We start from the raw sequence: 14,895 nt of genomic DNA, 5'->3' as shown, positions 1-14,895 counted from the left end.
GGTAAAAGAAGACTGCGCCACCCCGCGACGGCGACCGCGCCCACGCCGGCCCGCGCGAGGCCGTCCGGGCCGGGGGCGGCGGGAGGGGCCCCCGGGGCAGGTGGGGCGCCCGCGGGCGACCCGCGGGGGGACGCGGGCCCTGCGCCGCGCCCGTGCCGGGGTGCGCGGGGGGGTCCCGCCTCCACGGCCTCGGCGGCCGCGACCAGCTTCGCGGCGGCGTCGGCGGTGTCCTGCGCCACCAGGGCCAGGCGCTCCGCGAGGGGTGCCCGGCGGGCCAGGGTGTCCGCCGCCGCGGCCAGGGGCCGGCGGTCCTCGGTGAGGGTGTGCGCGAGCTCCCGGGCGTAACGGGCCAGCCCGGCCCGGTCCCGGGCGCTGAGCACCAGGAGCTGGGCCTCCCCGTCCCGGTCCGGTGCGGGGTGGACCTGCGCGACGGGGCACTCCTCGACGACCAGATGGACGCCGGTGCCGCCGAAGCCGAAGGCGCTGACACCGGCCCGGCGCGGCCGCCCGGAGTCCGGCCAGGGGGTCGGCGAGGTCGCGACGACCAGCCGTGCGGCGTCGAGCGTGGCGGGGTCGGCCGGTTCGAAGTCCGGCTGCGGGGGTACGACCCCCCGGTGGACGGCCAGGACGGTCTTGATCAGTCCGGCTATCCCGGCCGCGTTGAGGGAATGCCCCACCACCGCCTTGACCGCGCCGAGGAAGGCGGGCGCAGGCCGCTCCCCGCGCAGTTCGCGCAGGACACCGACCTCGACCGGGTCGCCGACCGCCGTCCCGGTGCCGTGCGCCTCCAGGTAGTCCACGGAGGCCGGGGGCAGGCCCGCATCGCGGTAGGCCCGGCGCAGCGCCCGCAGCTGGCCGGCGGCCTGGGGGTGCATGCCGCCCTGCACGGTCCCGTCGTTGGCCGATCCGACACCGCGGATCACGGCGTAGACCCGGTCGCCGGCCGCCAGCGCATCGGCCAGGGGCCGCAGCACCAGGACCCCGGCTCCCTCGCCCAGGACGAAGCCGTCGGCCCCCGCACCGAACGGCAGGCATCTGCCGCTGGGCGAGACGGCGCCTATCCGGCTCAGTCCCACCAGCAGGTCCGGGGCGAGGATCATCTGGGCGCCGCCCGCGAGCGCGATGCGGGTCCGGCCGGCGCGCAGGGCATGCACGGCGTTGGCCACGGCCATGAGTCCGCCCGAGCAGGCCGCGTCCAGGGCGTAGCTCTCGCCGTGCAGGTCGAAGACCGAACTGATCGTGTTGGGCCCCATGTTGAGCAGGAGCCCGGCCACGGACGTGCCGTGCAGCCCGTCCACCGCGCGGACCGTCTCAGGCCAGTGCGGGTCTGCCGCGCGCGCCCCGAACTCGCCGCCGGCCAGCTGGCGCATGCGGATCTGCATGGTGCTCAGTTCGCGGTAGCCGCTCTCGGTGAGCGAGGTGATCACGGAGGTCTCCTCGCGGTCGAAGCCGTCGACCTCCCACCCCGCGTCCTGTATCGCCTCCCGGGCGAGGTCGATCAGCAGCCGGTGCTGCGGGTCCATCGCCCGGGCCCGGCGCGGCGGTATGCCGTAGTGCGCCGCGTCGAAGTGGCCGACGTCCGGCAGCAGCGCCATGGTGTCCGTGTACGTCGAGGCGGGATCGCGGAGGTTGTCGCTGAGGAAGGCGGCGGAGCGCCACCGCGAGTCCGGGACGGTGGAGAACTGCGGCTGCGGGGCGGTCAGGAGCCGCCAGTACTGGTTGACGTTGCGTGCGCCGGGGAAGCGGCAGGCCAACCCCACGACCGCGACGTCGCCCTGCCGCTCCCGGGCCGCAGTCACGGGGCGGTCCTCGTCTGCCGTGGGCGTCATGCGGTGGTGGCCAGTCGCTCACGCCACCAGTCGACCGTTGCCCGGACCTGCTCGTCCACGGGGGTGGCGCGGACCGCGAACTCGGCTTCGTAGGCGCTCGAATCGATGACGAACGGGCGGTCGAACTGGTAGCGGATCTCCTTCAGTTCGCGCAGCAGCGGCGAGAAGAGGGAGGCCAGGCCCAGCACGGCCGGCGGCAGCCCGCGTACCGCGACCGGCTCCTTGCCGGCCCGGGCGGCGAGCAGGTCCACCATCTCCCGGACGGACCGGGCGGGCGCCGTCGGCACGTGCCAGGCCCGTCCCCACGCCCGCTCCTCGCCGGCGACCTCGACCAGGGCCCTGGCCACGTCGGGGAGGTAGCTCCAGCTGTGCGGGGCGTCCGGATCGCCGAGCGTGGAGACCGGCTTGCCGCGCAGCACGCGCGGCACGACCCGCTCGGCCAGGTGCCCGCCGTCGGTCACGCCGGGCCCGAAGAAGTCCGAGGCCCGTACTTCGACCGCCTTGATGCGGCCCTCGTCGTGCAGGCTGCGCACCTGCTCCCAGACGGCGGCGCGCACCCGGCCCTTGGGGCCGGTCGCGGCGAGCGGCAGGTCCTCGGTCATGGGCCGGTCCACCGGCCCGTAGCCGTAGAGGTTGCCCAGCATGACCAGGACGGCGCCGGACGCCTCGGCCGCGGTGCACAGCGAGGCGGCCAGCGGCGGCCACTGCGCCGCCCAGCGGTGGTAGGGCGGTGCGGCGCAGCTGTGGATCGCGACCGCGCCCCGCACGGCCTCGGTCAGCCGTGCGCTGTCCGACGCGTCCAGCGCGAGGTGCTCGATGCCGGGTTCCGCAGGACGGCCCGACGTGGTCACGACCCGTACGGAATGGCCCTGCTCGGCCAGCAGACGAGCGGTGGCGGCCCCGGCGGGCCCGAATCCGATGACGACATGAAGGCTCACGGGCGAACACTAGCGCGATCCCGCACCCCCGCTTCATCTTCTCGGCCACGGGCGCCCCTTACACCCGTGGACGTACGACGGCCGTGCCCCGGTACGCCCTGCCGGATCGTCACGGGGTGTGCGGCTTGGGGCGGGTGGTGCCCGGGAGGCAGCGGACGGCGGGGTTGAAGGGTTCGAAGGCGCCCCGCGGGTTCTTCTTCCACAGCCACAGGTGCAGGGCGTAGTGGACCGGCTGGCCGGGGAACCTGCCGCGCTGCGGGCCCGTGAAGGGCTTGCCGAGCAGCGACGGCCGGTCGTCGTCCGTGGCCAGGGAGCCGTCGCGGTCGAAGACGACCCACTCGACCCCGGTCAGGCGCTTCCCGCCGTGTCCGTCGTCCTCGTAGAAGAGGGCGGTGGGCCTGGCCGGGTCGACGGAGTTGTCCAGGGAGTGGTTGAAGTGCGGATAGCCCAGGGAGCCCGTGCCCGCCGGGTCGGCGACGCAGTAGCGGTCCGGCACGTAGCCGGCCTTCACCGCCTCGGAGTGCCGGTGGTACCTGGCGGTGGCCCGGTAGACGGCGGCGCGCTCGGCGGCGGCCCTGCTGGTGTCCGTACCCCCCGCGGCGACGGCGGTGGGGGTGGTGGTGACCGTCAGGGCTGCGGCCGTGGCGAGGGCAAGGGCGAAACGATTCATCAGGTCTCCCTGGGCGGCGGTCCGGCGACACGGGCAGCATGTGCGGCGGCCCGCCGGTCCTGCCACCGGGCCGGGCCGGACGGCTGACCGCCGGGCGGCGCGTGAGGGCCGAATGAACCAAGGACGGTTTCGCGATCTGCGCGGGACGGGAAGACGGCGTTCTCGTGTGACCCAATCCCCGTGGAGGGCGCAGAGATGACTCAGCAGAGCGCGGACCCGACGTCCGACGGACCGCTGCCGACGCCGATGCCGACGTCCGACTCCGGACCGACGCCGACGCCGACGCCGATGGCGACGCCGACGCCGATGTCGCTGCCGATGTCGATGCCGACCTGCGAGGGACCGATGCCGGCGCCGATGGCGATGGCGGACATCGTGGCGCTGGTGTCGCGGGGTGCTCCGGAGTACCGCACCTGCCCGTTCCCCCTGTACGCCGCCCTGCGCGAGCAGGACCCGGTCTGCCGGCTCACTCCCCCGCACGGGGTCGACACGTACCTGATCACCCGTTACGACGACGCCCGCGTCGCCCTGTCGGAACCGCGCTTCAGCAAGAACATGCGGGCGGCGATGGACACGTACCACGCCGTGTTCGGCAGCTTCTTCGACGCCCTCGACGACAACGTCCTCTTCTCGGACCCGCCACGGCACACCCGGCTGCGCCGTACGCTCCGGAGCGCGTTCACCCCGCGCCGCGTGGAGGGGCTGCGGCCGAGGATCACGGAGGTCACCGAGCGTCTGCTCGCCGAGTGCCGGACGAGCCCGTCGGTGGACCTGATGTCGTCCTTCGCCTTTCCGCTCCCCATCACGGTGCTGTGCGACCTGATCGGGATTCCGGAGGCGGACCGCGGGCAGATCCTGGAGCAGTTCGCCGTGGTGACGCGCGCGCGCTTCGACCCCTCGCGCAAGGCGGAGCTGAAGGCGGCGGAGGAGTTCCTCCAGGACCGGCTGGTACGGCTGATCGCCCATGCGCGTGCCCACCCCTCGGACACGTTCCTCAGCGACATCATCCGCTCGCAGGACGCGCTGGACGAAGGGGAGCTCGTCTCGTCCCTGTGGGTGCTGTTCTTCGCCGGGCACAAGACGACCGCGTACCAGATCGGCAACTCGGTCCTGGAGCTGCTGCTCCACCCGGAGCAGCTGGCGGCGCTGCGCCGCGATCCGGCACTGATCCCGCAGGCGGTCGAGGAGCTGATCCGGTTCGAGGGGTCGGTGGAGTCGTCGACCTTCCGGCACGCGGTCGAGGACGTCGACGTGCGCGGGACGGTGATCCCGAAGGGCTCGCTCGTCCAGATCGCGCTGTCCTCGGCGAACCGGGACCCCGAGCGGTTCGACCGCCCGGACGTGCTGGACGTCACGCGTGACCGGCTCCAGGGCGTCCACCTGGGCTTCGGCCACGGCACCCACTACTGCCTGGGGGCGCCGCTGGCCCGGCTGGAACTGGAGATCGCCCTCGGCTGCCTGCTGCGGGAGTTCCCGGAGATGCGCCTGGCGGACGAGGAGGCGAGCAGGACGGCCTGGCTCAAGGGGCCCATGCCGGCGTTCCGGGGCCTGGAGAGGCTCGACATCGTTCTGGAGCCGGGGCGCCGGCCCGTCGGGGACCGGGTCACGGCCTCCGTCTCCCCCGGGCGCTGACCCGGACCGCGAGAGAGGTGATCCGCATGCTGGATTCCGCGCAGTCTTCCCTGCTGACCGAGTCCCCGGGGACGGAGCAGGCCGCACGCCCGGTGCACGACCTCGGTGTGCGCAGCCCGCACCCCGACAAGATCGACGTACACCACCACTACTGCCCGCCGGAGTGGCGCGAGTGGGCGCAGCGGCACGGGCTGGTGGAGCCCGCGCAACTGCCCCCGTGGTCCCGGCTCGACGCCGACGCGGCCGTCCGCTTCATGGACGGCGCGGGCATCGCCACGGCCGTCCTCAAGCCCATGCTGCCGGCCCGCTACACCTCGACGGCCCAGCTGCGCGAGGCGATCAACATCACCCTGCGCTCGATGACCGAGACGGCGGCGTCCCACCCGGGGCGGTTCGCGTTCTACGTGCCGCTCTTCCTGAACGACCTCGACGCCTCGGCGTGGGCGGTGCGCCGGGGCCTGGGGCAGCTCGGCGCGGTCGGGGTCAACATCACGGCGAACTACGGGGGCTGCTACCTGGGCGACCGGTCGTACGACCGGGTGTTCGCGGAGCTGAACGACTTCGCGGCGGTGGTCGACACGCATCCGCACAATCTGCCGGGCTCGCCGCCGAACGCCCCGACGGTCCCGGGCATCCCGAACTTCCTGTGCGACTTCCTGCTGGACACGACGCGGGCGGCCGTCAACATGATCGTCAACCGGACGCTGGACCGGTTCCCGGACATCAAGGTCGTGCTGCCGCACGCCGGCGGCTTCCTGCCCTTCATGGCCACGCGGCTGCAGGCGCTGGGCCGGTTCTGCGATCCGCCCGTCGAGGCGAACACCGTCCTGGACTACCTGCGGCGCTTCTACTACGACACGGCCGGCCCGCTGGCGCCGGCGGCGACCCTGCTCAGCCTGGTGCCGCCCGAGAACATCCTCTTCGGTACGGACTGGCCCGCCGCCCCGGCCGACTCGGTCCTCGACCTGTCGATGCCCGCCCTCGAGAACGACCCGGCATTCACGCCGGAGCAGCTCCAGGGGATCTACCGCGAGAACTCCCTGCGGCTGATCCCGCAGCTCACCACCGTGTGAGGGCATACCTGCTCACAGCATAGTCGTACGGGGTGCTCGATACCCTTGCACCATGACGATGCACAGGAGTGGCGCCGCGAGCGTCGACGCGATGATCGAGGACCTGCGGACACTCGTGGAGGTCGAGTCCCCGTCGCGCGACGTCGAGGCCCTGACGGCATCGGCCAAGGCTGTGGCAGGTGTGATCGAGAACCGCCTGGGCGGGCAGGCCGTCATCGTCGAGAGCGAGGCCGGGCCGCACGTCCACTGGTCCGGCGGCGGCGAGCCCGAGGTGCTGATCCTCGGGCACCACGACACGGTGTTCCCGCTCGGCACCCTCGAACGCCGCCCGTTCGCGGTCAAGGACGGGCACGCCACCGGCCCCGGCGTCTTCGACATGCTCGGCGGTCTGGTGCAGGCCGTCCACGGTGTGGCGCTGCTGGAGGACCGGTCGGGCGTCGAGATCCTGGTGACCTCCGACGAGGAGGTCGGCTCCCGCGTCTCGCGGCCCCTCATCGAGGAGCGGGCCCTCGCGTGCGGTGCCGTCCTCGTCTTCGAGGGCGCGGCCGAGGACGGCGCGCTGAAGACGGGTCGCAAGGGCTGCGGGTCCTTCGAGGTCACGGTCACGGGCCTGGCGTCGCACGCCGGTCTCGAACCGGAGGCCGGGGTCAACGCGCTGATCGAGGCGTCGCACCAGGTGCTGGACATCGCCGCGCTGGCCCGGCCGGACATGGGCACGACCGTCACCCCGACCGTCGCGTCGGCGGGCACCGTGGACAATGTCGTGCCCGCCGAGGCGACCGTCGTCGTCGACGTCCGGGTCGAGACGGCCGACGAGCAGGAGCGCATCGAATCCGCGTTCGCCGCCCTGTCCCCGCACCTCGACGGGGCGGAGATCTCCGTCCAGGGCGCCGTCGGCCGGCCCCCGATGCCGGAGTCGGCCTCGGCCGAGCTCTTCGCGGTGGCGCGGCGGCTGTTTCCCGCCCTGGAGGGCAAGGCGGTCGGCGGCGGGAGCGACGGCAACTTCACGGCCGCGCTCGGGGTGCCGACCCTCGACGGTCTGGGCGCGGTCGGCGGTGGCGCGCACGCCGACCACGAGTACCTGGTGGTCGACACCATGGCCGAGCGGGCGAACCTCGTGGCCGGCCTGGTGCGGGCGATCCGCAAGAGGTGAGGGGGAGCCGCCTGCGGCCGGTGCCGGACCCGGCGCGGCGCAGGCTCTCCGGCACCACCCGGGCGCGGGCCGCCGCTACGCCTCCCCCGCGCCTCCCCTGCCCCTCCCCTACGCCTCCTCCAGGACGAGTTCCCCGAGGAACCAGGACTCCAGCTGCTTCAGCCGGGCCACGACCTCGGTGCGGTCGCGGCCCGAGACCAGGGCCGTGAACATGAAGTCCGACGAGTGGCGGGCGGGCCCCATGGTCTGTCCCGGCTCGACGAACATCCGGAACTTCTCGATCCAGGGGAAGTCCGGGGCCTGCTGCGGCACCGAGACGACCGTGCCCGGCCGCTTCATCAGCACCATCTGTCCGGACATCCGGCGCGGGAGCAGCCGCCGCCCCGGCGTGGCCGCGGACAGCTGACCGGGCAGCGGAAGGCCCAGCTGGGCCCGTAGCCAGGCCTCGGTGGGGTCCACTCCGAAGAGCAGGCCCACGATGTCGCGGATCGCCGCGCCCCCGGTGCGGCAGGCGATCTCGCACAGCACGAGTTCGTCGTCGGGCGTGTGGAACACCTCGGCGTGGAAGGCGAAGTCGGCCGGGCCGGGCAGCGCGTCCAGGATCCGCTCGACGAGGTCGAGGAGCCGCCGGGCCAGCGGGTCGTCGACGTCGAGCGTGAGGTCCATCCGGGGCCCGGTGTCGGTGGCGTACGAGGCGAGGGCGTACTGGTACTGCGACGGCCAGGCCAGCACGGTCCGTCCGTCCACGACGAGCCCGTCGACGTGGCACATCGGCCCCTCGACATAGGCTTCGGCGAACACGTTCGGCTGGTCGGCGCCGTAGAGGTCGAAGTCCTCGGCGAGGTACGCGTCGAGTTCGGCGGGCGTGTGCAGGATGCGCAGCCCCATCGAGCCCGCGCTGTCGCGGGGCTTGAGGACGACGGGGAAACCGTGGTCCTCCGCGAAGCCGAGGAGGTCGGTCGCCGTGTGGATCTCGCGGTGCGGGGCCGTGCGCAGGCCGGCCGCCTCGACGTACTCCTTCGTCCTCAGCTTGTCGCGGAACGGCAGTACGGTCCCGGGCCGCTGGCCCGGCAGGCCGAGGATCTCCCGCAGGGCGGCGGCGCGGTCGAGGTCCCGCTCGTGGACGGAGACGAGGTGGCGTACGTCGTACCGGCGGGCCAGGTCGAGGGCGCGGGCCTCCAGGGTGCCGCTGAGGTCGTAGCCTTCGACGGCCTCGGCGTGGGCGTATCCCTCGGCGGGGCCGGGGAGTTCCTCGGCGACACCGGCCAGGTTCTGGGCGCAGGTCAGGAGCACGACGTCGCCGTCGTACCCGTCGAACCAGCGGGCGTAGGGCAGGGCGTGCACCGATCCGATCTGGTGCAGGACGAGGACGCTCACCTCATCGCTCCTCTCTGGCCCGCCAGGGCGAGACCGGTCGTGGTCGGGGTCGTGGTCGGGGTCGACTGCGCCTGGGCGCGGACGAGTTCGCGGAGCGGCGCGGTCTCGGGCGCGTAGCGCGCCAGGTCGACCGCCCAGGTGCCGTGCCCGACGCGCACGGTCTCGACGAGGACCGGGTGTCCGGGCACGGCGGGGAGGACGGCGAGCGCCGCGTCGGCGGCCGGGTCCCCGGCGGTGCGTTCGGTGTCGGCGGCCTGGTCCCCGGCGGTGCGGCGGCGCTCGCCGGTCGTGCGCGGTTCGACGGTCAGCCCGGCCGCCGAGCCCACCGCGCCGACGCTGATGCCGCCGTCGGCGAAGGCGCGCAGCGCCGCCTCGTCGGCGAGTTCGGCCACCACCGGGCTGCCGGGCGCCCTGCGGTCGCGTACGACCAGGGGGTAGCCCCAGTCGTGTGCGGCCAGGTACAGGTCGATGATCCGCCGGGCCGCGGCCCGGCGGGTCACCGGCACCCCGGCGGCGGCCAGCAGATCGCGCGCCCGGAGCGGATCGGTGAGCAGCAGGGCCTGGTCGCGGGTGAGGCCGGGCAGGCCCAGCCGGTCACGGAGCGCACCCGCCCGCACCTGGTCGGCGGGGTGCAGGGCGACCAGGGCGGTCAGCGGCGTACCGGCGGCCAGGTCGAGGACCGTGGTCTCGACGGCCGCGGTCAGGGCGTAGCGGTCGACGCGGTGCACCCGCATCCGGGCGTCCGCGGCGGTCCGGGCCGTGGCCGCCGGCGCGCCGGTCCCCGTGACGAGCACCAGGTCCTCGGCGCGGTCCGCCAGCCAGTCGGCGTAGGCGAGGCCGTCGGCAGGTCCGTCGGCAGGTCCGTACGGGAGCTCGCCGAGCCGGGGGTCGTGCAGAACGGCGACGGTCATGCGGTGCCCTCCCCCTCGATGTGGTGGTCCTCCGGGTGCTCCGCGACCCGGATCACCAGGTGCGTCGCGACGAGCTCCTCGCACAGGCGGACCGCCTCGTCCGTGTCGGAGGCGGTGACCGCGACCAGGCCGAGCCGGTCCCAGTTGTCGCGGGTCCGGCGGACGACCGAGCCGGGTCGTGCGGCGAGGTCCACGGCGAGCACGGCCTTGTGGGCGCGCAGCTGCGCGGCCCCTTCGACGGCCTCGACGGTGCCCGGCCCGGCGAGGACCGCGCGGGCGCAGCCGGCCGCGAACGCCCGGGGGCGCTCGGTGAGCGGCTCGACCAGGCGGAACGGCCAGGCCAGCGAGTAGTGCACGAGGTCGAATCCGTACGCCGCCTCGACCAGCTCCTGGATCCGGCCGCCGCCGTTGCGGTTGTGCCCCTCGATGATCAGGGGGCCGCGCGGGCTCAGGCGCAGCTCGGTGTGCGCGGGGCCGTCCTGGACGCCGACGGCGTCCAGGAACGCCGCCACCGCCTCCTCGACGCGCTGTTCGTCCGCGGGGTCGAGCCGAGCGGGCAGCGCGTGGCCGAGCTCGGCGAAGTGGGTCTCGTCGACGAGTTTCTCGGTGATGGCGACGACGACGTGGCGGCCCGCGAAGCTGAAGCTCTCGACGCTGAACTCGGGTCCGGGGATGTACTCCTCCAGCAGGAAGTCCGCCACCCGGTAGAGGGTCGAGCCCCGGTCCATGCCCTGGTCGCGCACCGCCGTGATGCGCTCCCACACGGCGTCGGCGTCCTGCGGCCCCTCGGCCTTGAAGATGCCGAAGCCGGCGGTGAGGTCGACCGGTTTGACCACGACGGGCCAGCCGTGCTGCGCCGCGAAGGCCTCGATGTCGGCCGGCCCCTCCAGGGGTGCGGCGCCGATCGCGAACCGCGGGGCGACGGCGGCCAGGTGGCGGCGCATGGCCAGCTTGTCGCGCAGCAGGTGCGCGGCCCGGTACCCGGTGCCGCCGAGGCCGAACAGGTCGTTGATGCGGCCGGCGACCTCCAGGCCGGGCTCGGTCAGGGAGAGCGCGGCCGCGAACCCCCACACCTGGTGGGCGGCCCGGACGAGCGGTTCGACCACGGTCCAGTCGGTGAAGTCGGCGACGAAGGTGACGTCGGCGAGCTGCGCCTGCTCGGGGTCGAACTTGTCCTTGTGCTGGACGAGGATGACGTTCAGCCCCAGGGACTTGGCGAGGCGGACCGGTTCGGTGAGATGGCCGAGCAGCAGCAGGGTGCGCTCGGGGTCCATGGGGGCGGTGGCGGTGGCGGTGACGGCGTTGACCAGGTCGGAGCCGCGGTTGACCCGGAGCAGTGCCTTGGCCTCGTCGGCGTTCTTCGCGGCCTGCTCCACGTCGTCGCCCTCGACGATGACGAAGCCGTGCCGGCTGGCCGAGTTGACGGTGACGGGCAGCTGGTCGCCGATGCCGTACGGGAAGTGCAGGTCGTGCACGTGGCCGAGGGCGCGGATCGCGTCCAGGCCCTCGACGCCGGTGACGGGTGCCGGGCCCGGCTCCAGTGCGAAGTAGGAGATGGCGGCGGCGCGGCGGGCCGGTGCCGGGGTGAACGGCCGGCCGGCGAGCGCCTCGAACACCGCGGCCTCGATGTCGAAGCCGGTGGCGATGCGGATGAGGTGGGGTATGCGGTCGCCGCCGAGGCGGGCCTGGGACTCGACCACGCGCGGGCCGTCCGCGGTGAGGACGATCTCGGTGTGGGCGGGGCCGAAGCGGTGGCCGGCGGCGTCGAGGAGCGCGCGTACGAGGCCGGCCATGGCGTCCGCGTCGGCGGGGGCGAGCGGCGCGGGGAAGAACTGGCCGGTCTCCACGAACAGCGGCGCCGGGGTGACCTTCTTGGCGGTGATGCCGATGACCTCGTGGCGGCCGCCGGCGCTGACCGTCTCGACGCTGAACTCGGGGCCGCGGAGGTACTCCTCGACAAGGACCTGCCCGGCGTACCCGAGCGCGCCGGCCTCGGCCGTCCAGTCCTCGGCTCCCTCGGGGCCGGACACGAGGCGTACGCCGGTGCTGCCGGCGAGGCTGGTGGGCTTGACGATCGCCGGGTAGCCGAACTCCGCGACGACGGCGGGCACGTCGGCCGGTGTCGCGGCCACCCGGGTGCGCACCGGGGACAGGCCGTGCTCGGCGAGCAGGGCGCGCAGCGCCGCCTTGTCGTTGAGGCGGTGCACGGCCTCGGGCGGGTTGACGGCGAGGCCCAGGGCCTGGGCCTCCTCGGCGACGGGGAGCATGGTGGACTCCTGGCCGAGGTGGAGCACATGGGCTACGTCGTGGGCGGTGGCCGTCTCGCGTACGAGGGCGCGCAGCGCGGCCTCGTCGGCGAAGTCCACCAGGCGCAGCCGTACGCAGTGCCGGGCCACGTCGCGCAGGTAGGCACGGGTCTGCCGTGCCGGATCCCAGATCGCGTACACCTCGAACCCGGCGGCGGTGGCCTTCTCGGCCAGTTGACGGTACGGCTGCACCATCAGGATCCGGTTGTTCTGTGTCACTGCTGTCGTCCCTCGGTCCGGGGGTTCACGGGTTGCGGATGCGGATGCGGATACCGGTGCTGGTGCTGCGGCTGCCGGTGGTGGTGGTGGTGGTGCTGTTGCGGACTCATCGGACGGCCTCGGCCTCCCGTTCCTGCGGGACCGCCGCGGCACGTGCCTCCTGCGCGCGGAACAGCGAGTGGTACAGGAGCATGGCCCCGGCCCCGAAGAGCGTGTACACGCTGGCCAGGCCCCAGGCCGGGACGACGGCGCTCAGGGTGACGAACACCGAGCCGACGAGGAGGCCGAGGCGCACCTGGAGTCCGTAGGCGGCCATGTACTTCGTACGCGACCGGCTCGGGACGAAGTTGGCCAGCAGTGTCTGCTTGACCGGGGCGTTCATCAGCTCGCCCAGGGTCACCACGACCGTGGCCGCGATCAGCGTCCAGGCGTCGCCGCTGACGGCCCAGACCATGTACCCGGCCGTGAAGACCACGATGCCGATCATGAGGCGGCGGCGCTCGTCCAGCTTCCCGAACAGCTTGCCGACCCACAGCGCGCAGCCGACGACGAGGAGGGTGTTGCCGGCCCGCATGAGGCCGAGCATGTTGACCCCGTCGACGGTCAGCTCCCAGGAGCCGAAGCCGATCAGGCGCTGCGGGGTGAAGTCCTCGCCGAGGCGTACCGCGATCGAGGACGAGATCTGCACCTCGATGGAGCGGATCAGCAGCGCGGCCAGCGCGATGCGCAGGAAGATCCGGTCGCGGGCCACGGAGACGTAGCCGGCCAGCGCGCTCCTGACACCGCGCGGGTTCTCCACGGTGCCGGCGGGCGCCGTCTCGGTGATGCAGAACCAGGTGACCAGGAAGATGACACACGTCATCACGGCGGCGGCGGCCAGGAGCTGGAAGAAGTAGTCCTGGTAGAGGAAGCCGCCGACCAGCGAGCCGAGCATGAACGCGAGGTTGACCGACCAGTAGTTGATCGTGTAGACGGCGGTGCGCGACTCGGGGGTGGAGACGTCCACGATCATCGCCTCGCTCGCCGGCAGCGCGAGGCCGGCACAGCAGGAGGCGGCCAGGTACAGCACGTACAGCACGACGCCGTCGCTGCCGCCGGCCGGGGAGGCCGCGACGGCCAGGCCGACGTAGCCGAGGCCGGCGCCGGCCTCCCCGGCGAGCAGGACGGGGCGGCGTCCGTACGTGTCGGACAGATGGCCGCCGACCAGGTTGCAGGCGATGGTGGCGAGGGCGACGACGAGCGTCATCATGCCCGCGGTGGCGGCGCCGTACAGCGTCGAGAAGTGGATCACCATCAGCGGCACGAGCATGATGTCGAAGAACCGCTGGACGAAGCCGACACCGATGCGCAGCCGCAGGTTGGGGTGGAGGTCCGCCAGTCTCACCGGCCGGCCTCGCCGTCGGCCGGCCACCAGCTGAGGTACCGCTCCCCGCTGTCGGGGAAGACGGTGACGACGGTGGCGCCCGACAGGTCGTGCCGGCGGGCCAGCTCGATGCAGCCGTACGCGGCCGCACCCGACGAGACCCCCACGAGCAGTCCGCTGCCCGCGGCGATGGCCCGGGTGGTGGCTGCCGCGTCCTCGTCGGGCACGACGATCACCTCGTCGACGAGGGAGATGTCCGTGACGGGGCTGGTGAAGCCGCCGTTGAGGCCGGGGATGCGGTGCGGCCCGGGCTCGCCGCCCGAGAGCAGGGGCGATCCCGCCGGCTCTACGGCGACCACCGTGAGGTCCGGGTTGTGCTCGCGCAGGTAGCGGGCGGTGCCGGTCAGGGTGCCGCCCGTACCGACGCCGCACACCAGGTAGTCGACGCGGCCGCCGGTGTCGCGCCAGATCTCGGGGCCCGTGGTGGTGTAGTGCGCGCGTACGTTGTCGGGGTTCTCGTGCTGGCGCGCGTACCAGGAGCCGGGGATCGCCGCGTGGATCTCCTCGGCGCGCTCCACACAGCCGAGGAAGCCCCGGGCCGGGTCGGTGAACTCGATGCGGGCGCCCAGCATGCGCAGGGTCAGGATCCGCTCCGTCGAGGCGTTGTCGGGCAGCACGATCACGCAGGGGTGGCCGTGGGCCGCGGCCAACGAGGCCAGCGCGATCCCGGTGTTGCCCGAGGTGGACTCGATGACGGTCGCACCCGGCCGCAGCGCACCGGACGCGACGGCGCCGCGCAGCATGGCCAGGGCGGCGCGGTCCTTGATGCTGGACAGCGGGTTGGCCGCCTCCAGCTTGGCCAGGACGTGCGCGTCGTCGGGCAGCCCCGCGAGGCGCAACCGCAACAGCGGGGTGTTGCCGACGAGATCCTCGAACGAGGTGGCCACGGTGCTGAGGACGGGGTTGGTCACGGAATTCCTCCCTGGTACGACCGGCCGCACGCTTGGGCGTCGACACGGAATTCATCGCAGCGCCATAATTCGGGAATCCGGGAATCGTCCCGGTCGTACATTCCTGCCGACTCGGCCGGCGCAATGCGCACGGCCGTGCATTTCATGCCATGAACACTAGCCCGCGGATTCGGCCGACTCCATCGGCCGCATGCCTCGGGTTACGGCAAATGCGCCCTGCTGGAGGGTGCAGAAATCGGCGCACGTCTGAACATATCGACCGGCCTTGCGGGCGCCGTGGGGGTGGATTCCGGCCTCGCCGGTCCGGGAGAAAGGCGGGCCGCCACGGAATTCCGGCACGCGCCCCGGAACCCGTCCTCGTGGCGGCCGGCTCCGGAATTCCGGCTATCGGCGGACAGCCGGCTGGACCGGCGCGGGGGCCGGGGAGGCAGGCGGCGGGCCCCCGCTACGGCG

Annotated in this window: 12 protein-coding genes; 3 read left to right on the top strand and 9 right to left on the bottom strand. The window is 73.5% G+C overall.

The features are described 5' to 3' along the window. From GPJ59_RS23120 to GPJ59_RS23105, 4 genes are all read right to left on the bottom strand, one after another. Positions 1-1,829, bottom strand: a 1,829-nt coding sequence (locus tag GPJ59_RS23120; RefSeq protein WP_219669442.1) for a polyketide synthase, incomplete at its 3' end; no start/stop codon positions are given. Continuing rightward, a complete protein-coding gene (locus tag GPJ59_RS23115) occupies positions 1,826-2,767 on the bottom strand; it encodes an NAD-dependent epimerase/dehydratase family protein (RefSeq protein WP_219669441.1) in 942 nt (313 codons plus the stop codon). The genes GPJ59_RS23115 and GPJ59_RS23120, both read right to left, overlap by 4 nt. 109 nt (positions 2,768-2,876) lie before the next feature. Next, positions 2,877-3,437 (bottom strand): hypothetical protein, encoded by a 561-nt coding sequence (locus tag GPJ59_RS23110; RefSeq protein ID WP_258024789.1) that lies wholly within the window; start codon positions 3,435-3,437, stop codon positions 2,877-2,879. Between the two features lie 200 nt (positions 3,438-3,637). Beyond that, entirely contained in the window at positions 3,638-3,811 is a 174-nt protein-coding gene (locus GPJ59_RS23105) for a hypothetical protein (protein WP_219669445.1), read from the bottom strand. On the opposite strand from GPJ59_RS23105, the gene GPJ59_RS38615 reads away from it, so the two are divergent. From GPJ59_RS38615 to GPJ59_RS23090, 3 genes are read left to right on the top strand one after another with little or no spacing between them, the layout of a single operon-like run. After that, complete coding sequence (locus GPJ59_RS38615; RefSeq protein ID WP_308120427.1) at positions 3,795-5,069, top strand: cytochrome P450 family protein; 1,275 nt, start codon at positions 3,795-3,797, stop codon at positions 5,067-5,069. The genes GPJ59_RS23105 and GPJ59_RS38615 overlap by 17 nt on opposite strands. Before the next feature lie 26 nt (positions 5,070-5,095). Then, on the top strand, positions 5,096-6,142 hold the full coding sequence (locus GPJ59_RS23095) for an amidohydrolase family protein (protein ID WP_219669440.1): 1,047 nt from the start codon (positions 5,096-5,098) through the stop codon (positions 6,140-6,142). Positions 6,143-6,194: 52 nt separating this feature from the next. Further along, on the top strand, positions 6,195-7,295 hold the full coding sequence (locus tag GPJ59_RS23090) for a M20 family metallopeptidase (protein ID WP_219669439.1): 1,101 nt from the start codon (positions 6,195-6,197) through the stop codon (positions 7,293-7,295). A gap of 108 nt (positions 7,296-7,403) precedes the next feature. On the opposite strand, the gene GPJ59_RS23085 is transcribed toward GPJ59_RS23090, so the two are convergent. From GPJ59_RS23085 to GPJ59_RS23065, 5 genes are all read right to left on the bottom strand, one after another. Beyond that, entirely contained in the window at positions 7,404-8,672 is a 1,269-nt protein-coding gene (locus GPJ59_RS23085; protein ID WP_219669438.1) for an ATP-grasp domain-containing protein, read from the bottom strand. Further along, positions 8,669-9,583 (bottom strand): hypothetical protein, encoded by a 915-nt coding sequence (locus GPJ59_RS23080; RefSeq protein WP_219669437.1) that lies wholly within the window; start codon positions 9,581-9,583, stop codon positions 8,669-8,671. The genes GPJ59_RS23085 and GPJ59_RS23080 overlap by 4 nt, the downstream gene beginning before the upstream one ends. Then, the gene (locus tag GPJ59_RS23075) at positions 9,580-12,108 is read right to left on the bottom strand and encodes an ATP-grasp domain-containing protein (protein ID WP_219669436.1); all 2,529 of its coding nucleotides are present in this window, start codon (positions 12,106-12,108) and stop codon (positions 9,580-9,582) included. The genes GPJ59_RS23080 and GPJ59_RS23075 overlap by 4 nt, the downstream gene beginning before the upstream one ends. Before the next feature lie 106 nt (positions 12,109-12,214). Beyond that, positions 12,215-13,492, bottom strand: a complete 1,278-nt coding sequence (locus tag GPJ59_RS23070) for an MFS transporter (RefSeq protein ID WP_219669435.1) — start codon at positions 13,490-13,492, stop codon at positions 12,215-12,217. Then, positions 13,489-14,442 carry a PLP-dependent cysteine synthase family protein gene (locus GPJ59_RS23065; RefSeq protein ID WP_219669434.1) on the bottom strand — a complete coding sequence of 318 codons (954 nt, stop codon included), beginning with the start codon at positions 14,440-14,442 and terminating at the stop codon, positions 13,489-13,491. The genes GPJ59_RS23070 and GPJ59_RS23065 overlap by 4 nt, the downstream gene beginning before the upstream one ends. Positions 14,443-14,895 lie beyond the last annotated feature (453 nt).

Source organism: Streptomyces bambusae (assembly GCF_019400985.1).
GTDB classification, from domain to species: Bacteria; Actinomycetota; Actinomycetes; order Streptomycetales; family Streptomycetaceae; genus Streptomyces; species Streptomyces bambusae_A.
The sequence above is the reverse complement of the archived record's forward strand: the minus strand, read 5'-3'. Positions and strand labels throughout refer to the sequence as shown.

Excerpts from the sequence above, each read along its gene's own strand:
- GPJ59_RS23110 (WP_258024789.1), bottom strand. The coding sequence starts at position 3,437 with ATGAATCGTTTCGCCCTTGCCCTCGCCACGGCCGCAGCCCTGACGGTC.
- GPJ59_RS38615 (WP_308120427.1), top strand. The coding sequence starts at position 3,795 with ATGGCGATGGCGGACATCGTGGCGCTGGTGTCGCGGGGTGCTCCGGAG.
- GPJ59_RS23105 (WP_219669445.1), bottom strand. The coding sequence starts at position 3,811 with ATGTCCGCCATCGCCATCGGCGCCGGCATCGGTCCCTCGCAGGTCGGC.
- GPJ59_RS23095 (WP_219669440.1), top strand. The coding sequence starts at position 5,096 with ATGCTGGATTCCGCGCAGTCTTCCCTGCTGACCGAGTCCCCGGGGACG.
- GPJ59_RS23090 (WP_219669439.1), top strand. The coding sequence starts at position 6,195 with ATGACGATGCACAGGAGTGGCGCCGCGAGCGTCGACGCGATGATCGAG.
- GPJ59_RS23080 (WP_219669437.1), bottom strand. The coding sequence starts at position 9,583 with ATGACCGTCGCCGTTCTGCACGACCCCCGGCTCGGCGAGCTCCCGTAC.